The organism is Ruegeria sp. CE8, assembly GCF_056537465.1.
Genome location: NZ_JBQFRP010000023.1, coordinates 1 through 14,884, shown reverse-complemented (window position 1 = coordinate 14,884; position 14,884 = coordinate 1). Strand labels below are relative to the sequence as shown.

The window sequence follows — 14,884 nt, the reverse complement described above, 5'->3', positions numbered from 1 at the left end:
TCATTGTTCAAGACGAATGGGAAAACGTTCACGAATGCGTGCTTCGGCGTCGGCGCTTAGATGAGAGAGCGACGGGGCTGCCAGAATCTCGGCCACGCGTTGCTGAGCCCGATCCCAGACAGTGGGCCTGCCTGCATCGATCCAATCATCAACGCTTTGGCGGTCTGCCAGCGACGGGTAGTAATAGTCGGACTTCATCCGGTTGAGTGTCTCGGCCTCGCCCAGATAATGCCCATCCTGCATGACCACGCGTTCCACGGCTGCCAGATCCAGTGTAGCGTCCGAAACTTCAATACCTTTGATCGATCGTAGAATGGCACCGCACATGTCATCGTCGATGACCATTGCCTCGGGGCTGGCGACCATGATCGAGCCCAGCATCCCGACGGAAAGGTTGATCATGTCCGCACCTGCGTGACCGGCCAGGACGACTGTATAGCCCTTTTCGTACCCGGCCTGCGCGTCCACCAGTTTGGAATCTGTCATGCCCGCGGAAACCGTGGATGGCAGTCCGACATGTGCCAGCAATTGTGCTGCTGCCGCGTTGGCGATAGCAGCCTCGCCGCCTCCACCGCTCATCGCGCCGGTGCGCAAATCCGAAATGAATGGCATCAGAGCATAGATGCAGGGCGCACCCTGTTGAATTCCATCGACCACGACCAGCCCGGCAAGGCATTCCGCCAGCCCTTGCGCAAGCGCCCCTGCCAAAGTTACGGGACTGGTCGCACCGGCCTGTCCGGCCGAACATATCTGCGGGATCATGCCGGCTTTCACCGCTTTTTCGAGCATTTGGATACCTTCCGCCGCAAAGGTTAGCGGAGGGACGACATGCACAATAACCGCCATGCAAAACGGTCTTTCGCGAAATGCTCCGGGATGTCCAAGCGCCATGTCGAACATCTCGACAATAGGGGCGATGTGTTCTGCGTCACAAAAGCTGATGCCGATCGGTTTGGACGTCGCTTTCATACAGGCAAAGGCCGAGTTGACGTCCAGTTCGTATGGATCCGACAAGTTGCGGGCAACAACGGGGCGCAGTCCGTAATGGATGTTTGGAGACGCGTCCAGAACCCTCATCAGATCGTAAAGGTCCCCCAAATGGCTGTCGCGATATGTATTGTCTGTACCGTCCAAAACCTGTACCGCCGCACCGCCGGTGCCGATGTGCACAGTTCCACCGCCGATCTTCAAATCGCGAGCGGCGAGAAAACCCGGCAAGTTCACATGTCTGGGTGCCTTTGCAAGCGCGCGCATGATCATCTGTTTCGGGAAGCATAGCCTGCCGTCATCGCGCCGCAGCGCACCGCTGGCCAATGCACGGTTGGTGGCTTGCTCTGGCAATCCGGCCATGCCAACGGTTGCCAGGATGTCAAACGCATGGTCCAAGGTCCTGTTGACGTCCTGCACTGACAGGGGGCGAAATTTGCCGCCTGCATAGAATTCCGTGGCACCTGAATGGTCGGTGCCGGATTTCTGCTTTTGCCGCTTTGTCGAACGTCGCGCCATTCTCTCTCCCTTGCGCGGGTATTAGACGCGAAAACCGGGAGTGGGAAAATTCAATTATTCGGGGGAGATGGTGAATTGTTTTCACGCAAGCGCCGGAAATCTCTGCGGTCTTCGCGAATTGCTGGCTAGCGCCAGGCTGTTTTCCATATTCACAGCATAACCAGCTGAACCTAACAAAGCTTGGGTTCTGCCAGAACTCCGCGCCTCAAGTTAGAAAATGATGCAGAGGTGATCACTGACGGTTCAGGTTTCCGAACTTAGCCACACAGTACCAGACCCGTTTCAGCAATTTTGGACCTGCCCCACGATTTTTCCGGGCCAGCCCGATATGCCGGGGCGTCAGGCTATCGTTTTCGAGCAGGGAGGTGACCATATCGGCAGTATTCTGGCCGCGAAACCCAATGCAATCGTTAATAAAATCTGCGCTCAACCGATAACCGGAATGCCATTCAATCGGGCACCTTGGTTTCTGCGCTGTAACCTCGGTTTCGGTATCTCTGTGACTTGGGTCTAACACGGCAGCATCGACATCCTCAGCCAGGACCAGAGGGCCATGAACATAGGCTTCAATGTGGTCGTCCGGTTCGTCCAAAGGCAGATCGTTGCGCGCTGGCAGTGAAATCAAACTCATCCGATCGGCCACACCGAGATTGGTCAGGTCGAAATAGCTGTCAGGATAGCAAAAGGTTGTGCGTGACAGGATCCAAAGCGGGGTGAACCGCCTGTTTCAAACCCCAAATGGTTCAACGCGCCGTATTTGGGTCGCTGTGAGGGTTCGACATTATCGTATGCTGCTCCGAAGATGCGGCTTTCCCAATGTCACCGATCCCCTCCGGAGTGCGCTGCCAGACCGCCATTGCTGTTTCCGGTTCGAACTGTGATCGATAAACGCCTTCACGCGCGAGCGTCTCAATCATCCACTCATTTCTTTGCAACGCGTCCGGATGGAAGTTCAATGTTACGTGACAATATTCCGGAAACGGCGGACCGCTTTAATTGCATCGCACGTGATTAATCGCTGTTTTGGCGCTTGGTGGAAGCATGATGCTCTCGGTTGGATCAGAGGAAGTCTCGATGATTGGATTTTACCTCGCCTGTAGTCCAAAGTTACAAACCCCACAAACTTAGGAATATCAAGTTTGTCCCTGCAGGTGGTTTTAGTCAGGTATAGGGTCTTTGGCGGTAAGGCATCTGCCGATTACAGATTGCTTGGCGCGCGGGCTATCTTGAAAGCAATGGATCGAACCGGTCGGATGGATCACCTCCCCATTTCGCCAGAACAGCCTCGGCCCAGTCACGTTGCGCCGTGGCCCGATCCTCAAGAACCCCGTGAATGCGACACAGAAACAGTTTCGAGTCGTCAAGCCCATAGGCCTGAGCAAACCAGTCCTGCACGGCGCTTTGGGCAAGAGACAGCCTGGCCTGGCGTGTCGGCGCAGGTTCAGCAGGGGGCAGGTACGCTTCGTCATCGGTGATGTCTTCTATCAACGTCGGACGTGCACCGCCGTTGTCTATGGCAAATGTGTTCAGCCACTGCTTGCGCGAAGCGGGTTCAAACCTGCCGGCGTTCTCGACCGGGAAACGAATTGCCTGCCCGGGAAAAAGGTCCTTTTGAACGACGCTGTCCCGGACGACGATCTCTCCGTTCACGAGTACAAACGGTATCCCGGTGGACGGCAGGCCATTGCTGCCATTTGAATACGTCGCTTGTTCCGAAACAGTCTCGGGATCGAAAATCGTGATATCAGCAACCATGCCTTCCTGCATCCGGCCACGCACTTTCATTGCCTGAAGTCCGGTGTCGCCAAGGAATTTGGCGTGATAGTAGCTGAGTTGTGCCAGGGTGAAGATAAGCGGCACTTCGTTTTCGCGCGCCAAACGCAGGACGGTTGCATGTGTTCCGGCGGATCTTGGGTGTCCGGCGTAGTCCTCGTACGGCGAGTCCCACGTTAACGGCTCACCTTTGGAATTGAGGCTCGGCATGCCATCTCCCGACACGGCGAAGCCTGGTATCTTGATCCAGTCCAGCAACCATTGTTCCCGCGGAGGGCTGAAGGCGATCAGGGTGCGACCGGGTTCGTTTGCGGCAAATTCCTCGAACTCTTCTCGGGTCACATAACGGTCGAGCTGCGGGTCGAAGATCGTTTCTTCGTACTTGTAGCCCATATTGTCTTCCCAATTGGCAGGCGCGACGATCGAGGCACCGTAATTCCCCGAACCTGCCGTCCATGGGTAGTAGCTAGACCAGACGTTGTACCCCTTCGCGCGGGCCATCTGCATCTTTTCCTGATTTTCCCACCATCCATAGTCGTTGTCATGGTGGATATGTAGAGGCGCATCCAACACCATCGCGTTCACCAGGAGCTCATTCACGCCGGTTTGCGATTCCGTTGGAGTCGATGCGCTGGGATGAAACCGGTGGTGTGCGGACGTCAAGCGGCCGTATTTTGCCGCGATTTTTTGGGCTTCGAGCATTTCATAGGTTGTGATGCCTTCTCTGGCGTACCCAATTGTTGAGCCAATGCCGATGGCCCCCTGCCGCAAACCTTCATCCAGAATCTGCGTGATCTGGTTCATCTGATCCAGGGTGCTTTTGGTAACGGACCAGCCATCGATGCCGTCCTCAGCTGCTTGCGCACGATGCACGGACAGAGTCAGGGGCATGGAAACGTCGGGGCCTTCAAGAGTCACCCCGTCATGGATACGCATTCGGGCATATTCCTGACCGACGACCGTACCAAAATTGGCTTGCGTTGTGCCCTCTCGCTTTGCGTACCATTCGTCGATGTTCAGGGCGCCAAGTTCAAAATCCATCTGCGTGGTGACGCCATCGCGCAAGTTGACCTTGATACCCCAGGGATCAAGACCGTGTTGTTCAAGATCAATGAAACCCGGCGCAACGACATGCCGGGTCGCATCAATGGTTTCATCACCTTCAATGAGTTCGTTTGTGATTTTGACGATCCATCCGCCTGATATTCCGACATTGGCTATGGCGTCGAAACCTGTCTCGGGGTCCATGACCCGGCCATTGAGGATGACGACATCATAGGATTGCGCATTCAACGCTGTTGCAAACGCCGAGATCGTAAAGGCCAGAAATTCCATCCGCATCGGGGGGTCCTCCGTTTGCGGATACGATATTTGATATTCAAATTCATGCAACCGTGACGGTTTGCAGAAGGTGGCGCTGCCCGGCTCGCACGCCCGCAGGGTGGCGGCGCGCTTTAAGCCTGATAGTCCAGCCTCCAGCCTTCTTCGTACTCTCCCAAAACGCGGGATAATTCCCGCAATGAGGCGAAAAGCCTGGCGTAGACATCTCGTGAGAGCATCGGCTTGTTGTCGTCCAGCACCTGCAACAGATCAACCACGCCCGATGCAAAAGTATCGTATACCTGTTTGTCCGCAGGCGTGGGGTCCAGGGTCCAGATGTTGTGCTGGTTGTAGTACTTTACCGACTGGGGTTCGTCGTCAATCATTTCGCGGCCTCTTATGTTTGAAGCTCACTTGGGAGGGAAGAAAACCCATGCAAGGTCAGTGGCGGGAATTCACATGAGATTGGCGGCTGCGGTAAAAGAATGCCTGGTCTGGAACGAAAGCACAGGCATTTGGGGTACTGATCCATTCCAAGTCCCTGCGCCGGTTTCCGTAAGGCCAAACACCGAAACGGACGCGAAGCCGGACTGTGCAAGCCATTCATGCACAACAACAGAGGCAGGTTGTTTCGTCTGATCGGCCGACGGGTTTTGTCAGAAATTCATAAGGCCAACCCCTGACGCGGGCTGGTCGACGCTATGTCTTTGAGTGCTCGCTCAGCAATACGTCCAGAAACAACTTGGTCACGCGCGTGGGCTCGGGCTGTTTTCTGGTGGCTGCGGCAAATCGGGTGCGATATTGGGTCTCGTCCGGCAGGAGCTTTCGCATCAGCTCGCGGTTTACAAAGTTCTGCGCAAGGTGTTCCGGCAGATAGCCCAGATAACGACCCGACAGAATAAGAATGGCCAGCGCCTGTTCGTTCTGAACCTTGGCGGAACGGCGAAACCCCAGTTGTTGGCCAACAATCAGGTTGGGTGAGTTCACGCTGAGCCCGGCATAGCTGAACCCAAGCAGATCACTCGTCTTCAGCTCGTGATCGGGTGTTCGGTACAAGGGGTGCTCCCGGCCGCAATAAAGAAACATGTCTTCACCATACAGTGGCGCATAATGAAGGCTTGTGGACGGGCGGTGCAACGCAATGATGCCGATGTCGAGCTGGCCGCTGATGACCATGGTCTCGATGACGTTTGGCGGCTCCAGCGACAATTCGATCTGAACCGATGGTGCGGCTTCGTTAAACCGATGAATGGCCCGTGCAAGGCGAGATTCCGGGTTCGACGCACATTGGTCGAACAACGAGATACGAATCGTTCCCCCCAGCTGTTCCTTGATTTCGCTCACCTCATTTCGGAACTGCGAAACGGACACCAGCAGGTGGTCAGCCGCCTGTAGGACCTTTGCTCCGTCCTCGGTCAGAGCAAACCCCGCAGGCCCCCGATTGCAGAGTTTCAGGCCCAGCCGCAGTTCCAGATCGGTAATGTGTTTTGAAATTGTCGATTTACCGATGTTCAGTTCAACTTCGGCTGCAGATAAACCGCCGCTTTCGACAACTGTTTTGAAAACCCTCAGCAATCGGATGTCGCTGTCGCCGATGCGTGATGCAACCATTTTCCCACCAGTGCATAAGGTTCGATATATGTGAAACCTATCGCGCAAAGAATAGCAACATAGAAACACCTTTCACAAGCTACTCTTTTGGGGCCGAGGCAGAATCGGACCGTTCATCTCTCCCCAGAGCGGCGCGCACCTCGAAACCTGATAAAACTGGGAGGACATCCATGTCATTCATCAAAAAGCTTGGCACCATGACTGCTGCCGTATCCGTGGCGGCCCTGATGGTTGCAGGCGCAGCCAACGCGAAGGACTTCAAAATCGCGGTTGGCGACAGTGCGGGCAGCGCACAGGAAGCCCTGGGGTTGGCTTTCGTCAAAGCGCTTGAAGAGAAATCTGGCGGAGCGCACACTGCGACGCTGTTCCTGAACGGCCAGCTGGGATCCGAGCAGGACACCGTCAACGAGGCCGCGATCGGCACGCTGGACATGTCGCTGCTGGCGATCAACAACATCACGCCGTTCTCGCCTTCGGTTGGTGTATTCACTCTGCCTTATGTGATCCTGTCGCTGGAAGATGCTGAAAAGCTGACCCAGGGCCCGATCGGTCAGGAACTGGTGGAAAACACCATCCGTGACGCAGGTGTGCGCATCATCGGCTGGACCTACACAGGTTTCCGTCGCCTGACCAACTCGAAAAAACCTGTCAGCTCTGTTGCTGATCTGCAGGACCTGATCATCCGCGTTCCCAAGAACGAGATCATGATCGAAACCTACAAGGCATGGGGCATCAACCCGACTCCGATGGCCTGGTCGGAAACCTTCACCGGTCTGCAGACCAAAGTTGTCGACGGTCAGGACAACCCTTACCTGACGATCAACGCAATGAAGTTCTACGAGGTCCAGAACCACGTGACCAACCTGCGTTATATTTTCTCGATCGAACCGCTGATCGTGTCGGAATCCGTATTCCAGGGTCTGTCGGAAGAAGACCAAAAGATCATCCTGGAAGCCGGTCAGGAAGCGACCCTCGCATCGGCTCAGTTCCTGCGTGACTCTGAAGCTGCGATCAAGGAAGAGCTGACCGCCAAAGGCATGGAAATCATCGATCCTGAGAACGATGAAGCCGAATTCATCGAACTGGCAACCGGTGCCGTATGGCCGCAGTTCTATGAGTCCATCGGCGGTGTCGAGAAGCTGAACACAGTTCTCGAAGCCATTGGTCGCGAGCCGGTCCAGCAATAATCGCCGCAGAGCGATAAAGGAAAAGAGCGCTTCGGCGCTCTTTTCATCTCAGGGAGGAGGGAATTCCGATGTTCTGGAGATTTCTGGACAATATAGAAAGTGTCATCTGCCGGGTCCTATTATCCGGCTTCGTCTGTTTGCTGTTCGCACAAATCGTCGCGCGTGAAGTTTTTGGCTTTTCGATCAGCTGGATCGAGGAACTCTCGGTCTACATGTTCGTCTGGTTCGTATATTTCGGCGCCAGCTACGCCGCCCTGAAGGGGGCGCATAACCGGGTGACATTCCAGTTCAAGTTCCTGCCCGACCGCTACATCAAGTATATCGAGGCGTTCGCCGATCTCTTCTGGCTCTTTTTCAACGTCTACTTCCTGTATCTTGCGACAGACTTCGTCTTCAACAAGATGAACAAGTTCTGGAAATCCCAGACCCTGGGGATCGAGATGAAGTACGTCTACATGGTGCTGCCCATCGCCTTTGCGCTGATGACCTTCCGCATCATTCAGGTGAACTACCGCCGCCTGATCAAGGGTGAAGACATCCATGATCCTGATCAGATCGACCTTGATGAAATCAAAGCTGCCACCGAAGCAGCCAAGCACGACTGAGGCAGGGAGGAAAAACCATGGAATCCGAAATCGTCACAATCCTGTTTGGATCGTTTCTTCTGCTGCTGCTCATAGGCGCACCGATCACGGTTGCTCTGGGCGTGGCTTCGCTGTTCTCGTTCCTGTATCTGGGCGATAACCCAATTAAATTCGTGCAGATCGCCTTTACGTCCGTGGGGTCTTTCCCGCTGATGGCGCTTCCTGCATTTATTCTGGCCGGGGCTCTTATGGAGGCCGCCGGTATCTCAAAACGCCTGATCAATGTCGCTGAAAGTCTGGCCGGTCCATTCACCGGCGGTATTTCGGCTGCAACGGTTATGGCCTGTCTTTTCTTCGGTGCCATTTCGGGCTCGGGCCCGGCGACAACCGCGGCCGTGGGGATGCTGATGATCCCAGCGATGATCGACCGCGGCTATGAGCGCGGCTATGCCTCTGCGATTACCGCTTCTTCCGGCGGCCTCGGGATTATTATTCCTCCCTCCATCCCGATGGTGATCTTCGGCATTGCCGCGCTCGGTATGGCACCGCCTGTAGAAGCGGTCGAGAAATTCGGGACCTTCCAGTCGGTTTCGATCTCGAAACTGTTCATCGCGGGCTTTGTACCAGCCTTCCTGATTGCCACCAGCTTGCTGATCCTGAACTTCTTCATGTCGAAAAAGCGGGGCTACAAAGGCGTGGCCGAAGGCTGGTCGCTGCGCCATGTGGGCTGTGAGATGTATCGCGGGTTCTGGTCGCTGATGGCGCCGCTGGTGATCCTGGGCGGTATCTATACCGGTTTCTTCACTCCGACCGAGGCTGCAATCGTCGCGATCTTCTACACGCTGGTCGTGGGTGTCTTCATCTATCGCGAACTGACATGGCAGTCGCTGTTCCAGTCGCTTGAAGCCACCACATGGCTGACGGGCCGGGTTCTGTTGATCCTGTTCACCGCGACTGTGTTCGGCCGTCTGCTGGTGGAAAACCAGATCCCAGCGATCATCGCTGACTCGATGCTCAGCTTTACCGACAACCTCTATGTGATCTGGGCGCTGATCATCTTCTTCCTGCTGTTCGTCGGCATGTTCATGGAGACGCTGGCCACCATCCTGATCCTGGTTCCGGTGATGCTGCCGGTGGCCTATTCGGTGGGCATCGACCCGATCCACTTTGGTGTGGTGATGGTCTGTACGCTGGGTATCGGCTTCCAGACGCCGCCGCTGGGTGAGAACCTGTTCATCGCATCGGGCATCTCAAACATAACCATCGAGCAGATCTCGCTGCGTGCACTGCCCTTCGCAGCGGCCAATACAATCGCGATCTTCATAATCGCGTTCTTCCCTGAGCTGTCGCTATGGCTGCCAAGGTTGTTAGGCTACTGACCTGAAAGGATGACGATATGAAACAAATGGTGACAAATATCCTGTTCGCTACCGATCTGTCGGAAAACTCGGGTCACGCCATGCGCAATGCGGCAAGCATCGCGATGGCGACGGGGGCAGAAATTCACGTCCTTCATGTGAACGAACCCCTGTCCGAGGACGCCAAGATCACGATGGACATGTTCATCCTGAACGAGGAGACGCGCAAAACCGCATCCAAGCGCCGCCACGAAATGGTGCGTAAGGTTCTGGCCGAGCGGCAAGCCAAGTTCTGGGCGCAGTTCGAAGGTGAAGATGCGAAGATCCGTGATCAGGTGACTTCGATCGAAGTCACCGACGGGCACCCGGCCGAGGTGATTCTGAGGCGCTCGGTCGAGATGGGCTGCGACTTGATCGTATTGGGCGCCCATGACCACGGCTTTTCGCACACTTTCCTCGGCACCGTGGCCAAACGCGTTCTGCGCCGGTCAAAAATCCCAACGCTGATCGTGCCGAACCCGGACAACGTCTAAAACCCTCTTGGGCCGCTGCACGACATTGTGTGGCGGCCCATTTCGTTTCATGGCGCTCAATGACAATGTAGACACGTGTTCCCTGTCTCGGACGCCGCCCCCATCCCGCATTTGAGTGCAGACCTTGATCGCGATGTCTGCAAGCTGACCAAACCCAGCCAGGGTCCAACGCGCCGAGGGGCGCGTTAACGGACCTTAATCTTACGGTTTCCTCTCCTTAAGAACCGGTTCCTTTATTTGAGTTGTGACTGAAACCGCAATTCAAATTCAGGAGGAGAAGACAATGCAAGCCACACAGACCGTTAAACCAAACCGCAATGTATTTGCCACCATGTTTGCAGATTATGCGGAAGCAAGAACCGAGCAATTCCGCCGCAATATCTTCGCAAAAACCGTGCGCGAGCTCGAAGGGTTGAGCGACTCTCAGTTGAGCGACATCGGCATCCCTCGGGATGAAATCAAGCAGCGTGCCTATCAGAGCGTTTATCACGGTGCCCCTTATCGGCAGTGATGATTTGCCTGCGAAAGGCAGCCGTGTAACTCTTTCAGGAGGTAACAAGTAATGTTTGATGTCATCCCCCCCAGCAAGCAACCGATGCCTTCGGAAAGCGCGCTGCTTCTGTTCGATCGGGCCATGCAAATACGTGCGATCAGCGCCGATATCGTTCGCGCCGCACAGTATCTGAACGGCTTTTCCGATCAGGATTTGTCAGAGCTGGGCATAAACCGCAGCGACATCGAGGATACGATACGCCGGTATATCTGAAGGTCGGGCGCGGGCCAATTCAGACAGAGCCAAAATGAAATCTGTAACGAGCTAGCCATTCCACGAAACCTGGGATGGCTTTCCTGTTGTCTGGGGTGCGCTGCACTGGCCTATCCCGAGGCGGTATTTCTATAGCGAACAACAATACCTGGTTTTTTGTTTCTTGGTGTCGCCATTGGCAGGACGCTCCGCAGACTTGGCGCATTCCACCTTTAACTGACGACACCGCCCCGGCCGTGAATGGGACGGTGTCAACGTTTCAATTCAATTGATCCACCACCTGCAGGTGCTGGGCCAGCTTGTCGATTTCAGCCATCCAATCCTTGACGAGTTTCGGATCGCTAGGTGCGGCATGGACGCCGACGGGGATCGCGCGGTTCAAAACTGCTTCGACGGCCAGCGAGACCGGGATCGAGACCAGGCGTGCCATGGCTGTGCCGCGCGCGTCGCCCCACGCATCCATCACATAGGTCTTGTGCCAGACCGGGATGCCGTCTTTTTCCGCCTTCAGTCCGACGCAAAGAACCACGCGGTCCGGTTCACCCTCGTCATAGGCGTTTTCGTCCCAGAACTTATCTGACATCTCTTTCAGGCGGGCATCGCCTTCTGGACCGGAAAGGGTTTCGATCTCGGCAAACACATCCGACCACGCATCGGCCCAGCCATTCAGGCGCAGGGTGCCGCGAACGAATTCCTTGACGGTCCAGTGATCCTCGAACTGGTACTCCTTCATGAACGGCAGAGAGTCGCGGTTCGGGTAGACCTCAAAGCTTTCCGGTGTCGGCAGGGGTGCGATATAGCTGCTGATCGCATCCCACGGACGGGCAACATCCAGAGGGGCATAGTCGCGGATCGACTTCGACGGCGAGCGCAGTGCCTTGAGGACGCCCAGCGGCGACCAACTGAACTTGTACCGGAACGGGTTAGGGTTCTTTGGAATGCCGCCGCAATACGATATGAAGCTCAGGTGATTTTGCGGGTCGAACGCGTCTGACGCGCGGTAGTCTGCGACAAGGGCGTGCGCCATCAGGTGGTCGATCCCCGGGTCCAGCCCAACTTCGTTGACCAGCGCCACGCCGGCTTCGCGCGCTTTGTCGTCCAGCGCGCGCATTTCGGGCGCGATGTAAGAGGATGAGACGAAATTGGCCTCTTTCGAAATCGCCAGCTCGGCCAGAGGCACATGCCAATCGCCCGGCAGCATCGAGACGATCACGTCGCCCTTTTCCAGCACCGCACCCAGCGCGTTGATGTCGAAAGCGCGGATGTCGTCGGTCAGGTCTCCGACTTCTACCCTGGCCTTGTCGACGGTCCGGTTCCAGACGGTGACTTTATGCCCATTTTCGATCAGGCGACGCAGGCCGGGGACGGCCGACAGGCCGGTGCCACACCAGTGAATCGTCATCGTTCAGATCCCTTCGATATGAGTGTTGTAGGTCGCGGCCGCCCGGCCCCAGACTCCGCTGTTCAGGTCGGTCAGGGTCAGCAAGGTGGGCAGAAGTTGTTCCGCATAGTCTTCCGAGCTTTCGACCGGAAGCATTGACGGCAGGTTGTCGATCGCCATGACGTCCATCACCGGGTCGGTCGCCACGCGCAGGGCGGGGGCGTCCCACGTGGTGGCGCGGTCGTAAACTGGCACCGGGTTGTAATCGCTGTCCGGGTCGCAGGCGACATCGCCGATGGCCGTCAGGTCGCGCGGGGCGGCTAATGCTTCGCGCGGCACAAAGACCGGCGTGCCGGGACGGGCGAAGATGCAATTCAGGAACAGGTCGTGTTCCAGGATTTCGGGGAAAGGTCCGCCACTGGCGGTTTCGGCCATGTCCCATTTGGTGACTGCGACGCCCATTGCTTCGCACAGATCGGCAGCTCCTGTGCCAACACGGCCCAAAGCGCCGATCACGATGGCGCGGGGGCGATCCGCTCCAGTGGCGTCCAGTTCGGCCAGCAATTCCGCGTTCAGCGCGTCTTTGCCGGGGTAAACGCCAACGGGCGGACATTCTTCACCCCGTTGTTGCGCGGCCCATGTTTTCAATGTCACCGCTGCGCCGGCGTAACCCGCCCAATACCCAAAGGCCGCGACGCGGCGGCCATTCTCTTCGACGAGATATTCCAAGTCATAGAGGGTACCGCCACCCGCCTTGAACCGCTCCAAAAGGGCGCGACCGGAGTGTTGTCCCTTATAGGCGTGGCCGAACATGATGTGGCGGTGGGGTAGGGACGTGCCGTCTTCGGGCAGTTCCTTCAGGCCGAAGATGATCGCATCCTGCGGGGCCTCGGGCCAGGAATTCTCGGGCGCGATCTCACACCCGGCAGCCTTGTAGCCATCGATTGGGATGGCGCGAACATGGCTTTCCTCGACCGTTACACGAATGCCTGCTGCAATCAGAGCCGCGGCCCCGTCGGGCGTCAGTCCAACCCGTTCTTCGTTCGGGCGCTGTTCTGCCCGGACCCAGAGATGTGTCATGCGTCGTCCTTTAATCAGAGCATACCGGCGGCGCGGACCGCCATAATCGAGGCGCGTGCCTCCATCGCCTCGCGGAAAGCGAGAATTTTAGGAAAGGCCGAGACGTCCACGCCGTCGCCTTCCAGCCAGCTGCACACGACGTACAGATACGCATCTGCCAGCGAAACAGTGTCGCCCAGCACAAAAGACCCACGCAGACCGTTTGACACGATGTATTCGCAGGATGTCGTCATAGTCTGGGCGACCTTGCCGGCCATGTCTTTCCAGCTGGCTTCTTTGTCGGCCCAACGATGACCCCGCAATTTATGTGCGTGGTTCACGTGCATGGTCGAGGCCAGATAGTACATAACTTCGCGCATCCGGGCTGCCATGACCGGGTCCTCTGGCACCAGACCAGCTTCGGGCGCAATCGCGGCGACATATTCCAGCAATGCTCCGGTTTCGGTCAGGATACCGCCGTCAACCACCAAAGCCGGCACACGGCCTTTGGGGTTGATCTGCTTGTATGCCGGTTTCGTCTGCTCCCCTTCGGCGAAATCCAGGCGAACCGGCTCATACTCAAGGCCAGCTTCTTCCAAAGCGATAGCAACAGCGACCGAAATGGTACGAGGGGCGTAGTAAAGCTGCATCAATGGTCCTCCGTACTTGGGTTACAGATGCGTTTGCGCAAACTGCCGGTCGGGCGCTTCCAGATGCGGGACGGCATTGAACAGGACCGGGCTAAGCTGCGCGCCAATCGGGTGCAGACGATGCATTGAGGTATTCATGATGGCAAGAGCGACCCGCGCCATCGCCGGTATGTCCAGTCCCATCGCCTGCCGCACGACCATCGAAATCAAACCGCCCGAGGTCACAACAATGGCTGGGCCTCCATCTGTTCCGATTTCGCGCAGCGCGTCCGAAACACGGGTTTCGAATTCCTCGAATGTCTCTGGCGTATCCTCGATCTCGCCCCGAGCCCAGGCTGCGAACGTGCGGGGCAGATGTTCGACAAATCCTTCACGGTCTGTTGGCACTGCAACGCCGTGCTGCTCTTCGTACAGCTTTGCAATATTAAAGTATTCGATCTCGTTGAGGCGGGGGTCACGGGTCGGTTCGGGCAGGCCCATGCTTGCTGCCGTTTCCACATGCCGGGAAAGGGTGCCGCAATAGATCCGAGGGTAAAACGCCTGCGTGTTCTGAAGATGTGCGCCCAGCCAACGCGCCTGCTGATGGCCCAGTTCGCTGAGTTTGTCGTAGTTTGCTTCGTCGCGCGCAGCGGTGTTTGCCTGCCCGTGACGCACCAGTGTTATATGTGCCATGGCGTCCCCTCTTGCGCGAAGTCTTAGGGCAGGTTCGGGTCAGGGACCAGAGCGGTTCGGCAGGACTCTGACAAAAATCAGTTTCTTGGCTGGGATGTGTCGGTACGCCGCAGAATATCGCGCATGGATCAGTGTGCTGAGCGTTGCCTAACGGAAAAAAGTTTCCTATAGGATACATGGTCGCCGTATGCGGCCGTATACACTTTTTTGCGACGCCAGCTTTGAGGGCCGATTGATGGCTAACGGTTCAATCCTGTTGACTTGCTGCACAGTCCTAGGAACCTTGGTGTCAATCTACGGCAGCACAGGGCTTACGCCGCGATTGACGCGGCGATTTTATCTAAGTCTTAAGAAAGGTCTCTGCCATGTCTGACGCATTGAAACGCACGCCCCTTTACGACTTACACGTTGAGTTGGGAGGTAAGTTGGTTGATTTTGCTGGGTGGGAGATGCCTGTTCAGTATCCGTTGGGGATTATGGGAGA

Annotated in this window: 15 protein-coding genes and 2 pseudogenes; 7 read left to right on the top strand and 10 right to left on the bottom strand. The window is 56.5% G+C overall.

The genetic code is table 11. The features are described from left to right. The 6 genes and pseudogenes from ACR0AA_RS22955 to ACR0AA_RS22930 all read right to left on the bottom strand — a co-directional run bounded on the left by ACR0AA_RS22955 (position 1) and on the right by ACR0AA_RS22930 (position 6,210). Positions 1-1,506: a trimethylamine methyltransferase family protein gene (locus ACR0AA_RS22955; RefSeq protein WP_480757687.1), complete on the bottom strand. Its 1,506-nt coding sequence runs from the start codon at positions 1,504-1,506 to the stop codon at positions 1-3. Positions 1,507-1,738: 232 nt separating this feature from the next. After that, complete coding sequence (locus tag ACR0AA_RS22950; protein WP_480666263.1) at positions 1,739-2,137, bottom strand: DUF3626 domain-containing protein; 399 nt, start codon at positions 2,135-2,137, stop codon at positions 1,739-1,741. A 23-nt stretch (positions 2,138-2,160) separates the two neighbouring features. After that, positions 2,161-2,313: pseudogene (locus tag ACR0AA_RS22945) on the bottom strand (DUF3626 domain-containing protein); the annotation flags it as partial. A 414-nt stretch (positions 2,314-2,727) separates the two neighbouring features. Continuing rightward, a complete protein-coding gene (locus ACR0AA_RS22940; RefSeq protein WP_480757683.1) occupies positions 2,728-4,620 on the bottom strand; it encodes an amidohydrolase family protein in 1,893 nt (630 codons plus the stop codon). Positions 4,621-4,733: 113 nt separating this feature from the next. Continuing rightward, positions 4,734-4,985: a hypothetical protein gene (locus ACR0AA_RS22935; protein ID WP_480757682.1), complete on the bottom strand. Its 252-nt coding sequence runs from the start codon at positions 4,983-4,985 to the stop codon at positions 4,734-4,736. Positions 4,986-5,298: 313 nt separating this feature from the next. Beyond that, positions 5,299-6,210: a LysR family transcriptional regulator gene (locus ACR0AA_RS22930; protein ID WP_480666260.1), complete on the bottom strand. Its 912-nt coding sequence runs from the start codon at positions 6,208-6,210 to the stop codon at positions 5,299-5,301. A 170-nt stretch (positions 6,211-6,380) separates the two neighbouring features. Between ACR0AA_RS22930 and ACR0AA_RS22925 the strand changes: the two genes are divergently transcribed. The 6 genes from ACR0AA_RS22925 (at position 6,381) to ACR0AA_RS22900 (ending at position 10,638) form a co-directional block, all read left to right on the top strand. Then, positions 6,381-7,397, top strand: coding sequence for a TRAP transporter substrate-binding protein (locus ACR0AA_RS22925; protein WP_480666259.1), 1,017 nt, complete (start codon positions 6,381-6,383; stop codon positions 7,395-7,397). A gap of 68 nt (positions 7,398-7,465) precedes the next feature. Then, the gene (locus ACR0AA_RS22920; protein WP_480666258.1) at positions 7,466-8,002 is read left to right on the top strand and encodes a TRAP transporter small permease; all 537 of its coding nucleotides are present in this window, start codon (positions 7,466-7,468) and stop codon (positions 8,000-8,002) included. A 17-nt stretch (positions 8,003-8,019) separates the two neighbouring features. Then, positions 8,020-9,360 carry a TRAP transporter large permease gene (locus tag ACR0AA_RS22915; protein WP_480666257.1) on the top strand — a complete coding sequence of 447 codons (1,341 nt, stop codon included), beginning with the start codon at positions 8,020-8,022 and terminating at the stop codon, positions 9,358-9,360. 17 nt (positions 9,361-9,377) lie between these two features. Further along, positions 9,378-9,872 (top strand): universal stress protein, encoded by a 495-nt coding sequence (locus ACR0AA_RS22910; protein ID WP_480666256.1) that lies wholly within the window; start codon positions 9,378-9,380, stop codon positions 9,870-9,872. A gap of 283 nt (positions 9,873-10,155) precedes the next feature. After that, positions 10,156-10,383: a DUF1127 domain-containing protein gene (locus ACR0AA_RS22905; protein WP_480666255.1), complete on the top strand. Its 228-nt coding sequence runs from the start codon at positions 10,156-10,158 to the stop codon at positions 10,381-10,383. A gap of 51 nt (positions 10,384-10,434) precedes the next feature. Next, a complete protein-coding gene (locus ACR0AA_RS22900) occupies positions 10,435-10,638 on the top strand; it encodes a hypothetical protein (protein ID WP_480757674.1) in 204 nt (67 codons plus the stop codon). 259 nt (positions 10,639-10,897) lie between these two features. Here the strand turns inward: ACR0AA_RS22900 and ACR0AA_RS22895 are convergent, their stop codons facing one another. Genes ACR0AA_RS22895 through ACR0AA_RS22880 form a run of 4 tightly spaced genes read right to left on the bottom strand, consistent with a single transcriptional unit; the run spans position 10,898 to position 14,400 of the window. Next, positions 10,898-12,040 (bottom strand): saccharopine dehydrogenase family protein, encoded by a 1,143-nt coding sequence (locus ACR0AA_RS22895; RefSeq protein ID WP_480757671.1) that lies wholly within the window; start codon positions 12,038-12,040, stop codon positions 10,898-10,900. 3 nt (positions 12,041-12,043) lie between these two features. Then, complete coding sequence (locus ACR0AA_RS22890; protein WP_480666252.1) at positions 12,044-13,099, bottom strand: saccharopine dehydrogenase; 1,056 nt, start codon at positions 13,097-13,099, stop codon at positions 12,044-12,046. Positions 13,100-13,113: 14 nt separating this feature from the next. Further along, on the bottom strand, positions 13,114-13,728 hold the full coding sequence (locus ACR0AA_RS22885) for a glutathione S-transferase family protein (protein ID WP_480666251.1): 615 nt from the start codon (positions 13,726-13,728) through the stop codon (positions 13,114-13,116). A 21-nt stretch (positions 13,729-13,749) separates the two neighbouring features. Further along, positions 13,750-14,400, bottom strand: a complete 651-nt coding sequence (locus ACR0AA_RS22880) for a histidine phosphatase family protein (protein WP_480666250.1) — start codon at positions 14,398-14,400, stop codon at positions 13,750-13,752. Between the two features lie 365 nt (positions 14,401-14,765). Here ACR0AA_RS22880 and gcvT point away from each other — a divergent pair. Beyond that, positions 14,766-14,884 (top strand): annotated as a pseudogene (gene gcvT / locus ACR0AA_RS22875) (glycine cleavage system aminomethyltransferase GcvT); the annotation flags it as partial.

Bases quoted from the DNA above. Each gene is read 5' to 3' on its own strand.
- ACR0AA_RS22955 (WP_480757687.1), bottom strand. From the start codon at position 1,506: ATGGCGCGACGTTCGACAAAGCGGCAAAAGCAGAAATCCGGCACCGAC.
- ACR0AA_RS22950 (WP_480666263.1), bottom strand. From the start codon at position 2,137: ATGAGTTTGATTTCACTGCCAGCGCGCAACGATCTGCCTTTGGACGAA.
- ACR0AA_RS22940 (WP_480757683.1), bottom strand. From the start codon at position 4,620: ATGCGGATGGAATTTCTGGCCTTTACGATCTCGGCGTTTGCAACAGCG.
- ACR0AA_RS22935 (WP_480757682.1), bottom strand. From the start codon at position 4,985: ATGATTGACGACGAACCCCAGTCGGTAAAGTACTACAACCAGCACAAC.
- ACR0AA_RS22930 (WP_480666260.1), bottom strand. From the start codon at position 6,210: ATGGTTGCATCACGCATCGGCGACAGCGACATCCGATTGCTGAGGGTT.
- ACR0AA_RS22925 (WP_480666259.1), top strand. From the start codon at position 6,381: ATGTCATTCATCAAAAAGCTTGGCACCATGACTGCTGCCGTATCCGTG.
- ACR0AA_RS22920 (WP_480666258.1), top strand. From the start codon at position 7,466: ATGTTCTGGAGATTTCTGGACAATATAGAAAGTGTCATCTGCCGGGTC.
- ACR0AA_RS22915 (WP_480666257.1), top strand. From the start codon at position 8,020: ATGGAATCCGAAATCGTCACAATCCTGTTTGGATCGTTTCTTCTGCTG.
- ACR0AA_RS22910 (WP_480666256.1), top strand. From the start codon at position 9,378: ATGAAACAAATGGTGACAAATATCCTGTTCGCTACCGATCTGTCGGAA.
- ACR0AA_RS22905 (WP_480666255.1), top strand. From the start codon at position 10,156: ATGCAAGCCACACAGACCGTTAAACCAAACCGCAATGTATTTGCCACC.
- ACR0AA_RS22900 (WP_480757674.1), top strand. From the start codon at position 10,435: ATGTTTGATGTCATCCCCCCCAGCAAGCAACCGATGCCTTCGGAAAGC.
- ACR0AA_RS22895 (WP_480757671.1), bottom strand. From the start codon at position 12,040: ATGACGATTCACTGGTGTGGCACCGGCCTGTCGGCCGTCCCCGGCCTG.
- ACR0AA_RS22890 (WP_480666252.1), bottom strand. From the start codon at position 13,099: ATGACACATCTCTGGGTCCGGGCAGAACAGCGCCCGAACGAAGAACGG.
- ACR0AA_RS22885 (WP_480666251.1), bottom strand. From the start codon at position 13,728: ATGCAGCTTTACTACGCCCCTCGTACCATTTCGGTCGCTGTTGCTATC.
- ACR0AA_RS22880 (WP_480666250.1), bottom strand. From the start codon at position 14,400: ATGGCACATATAACACTGGTGCGTCACGGGCAGGCAAACACCGCTGCG.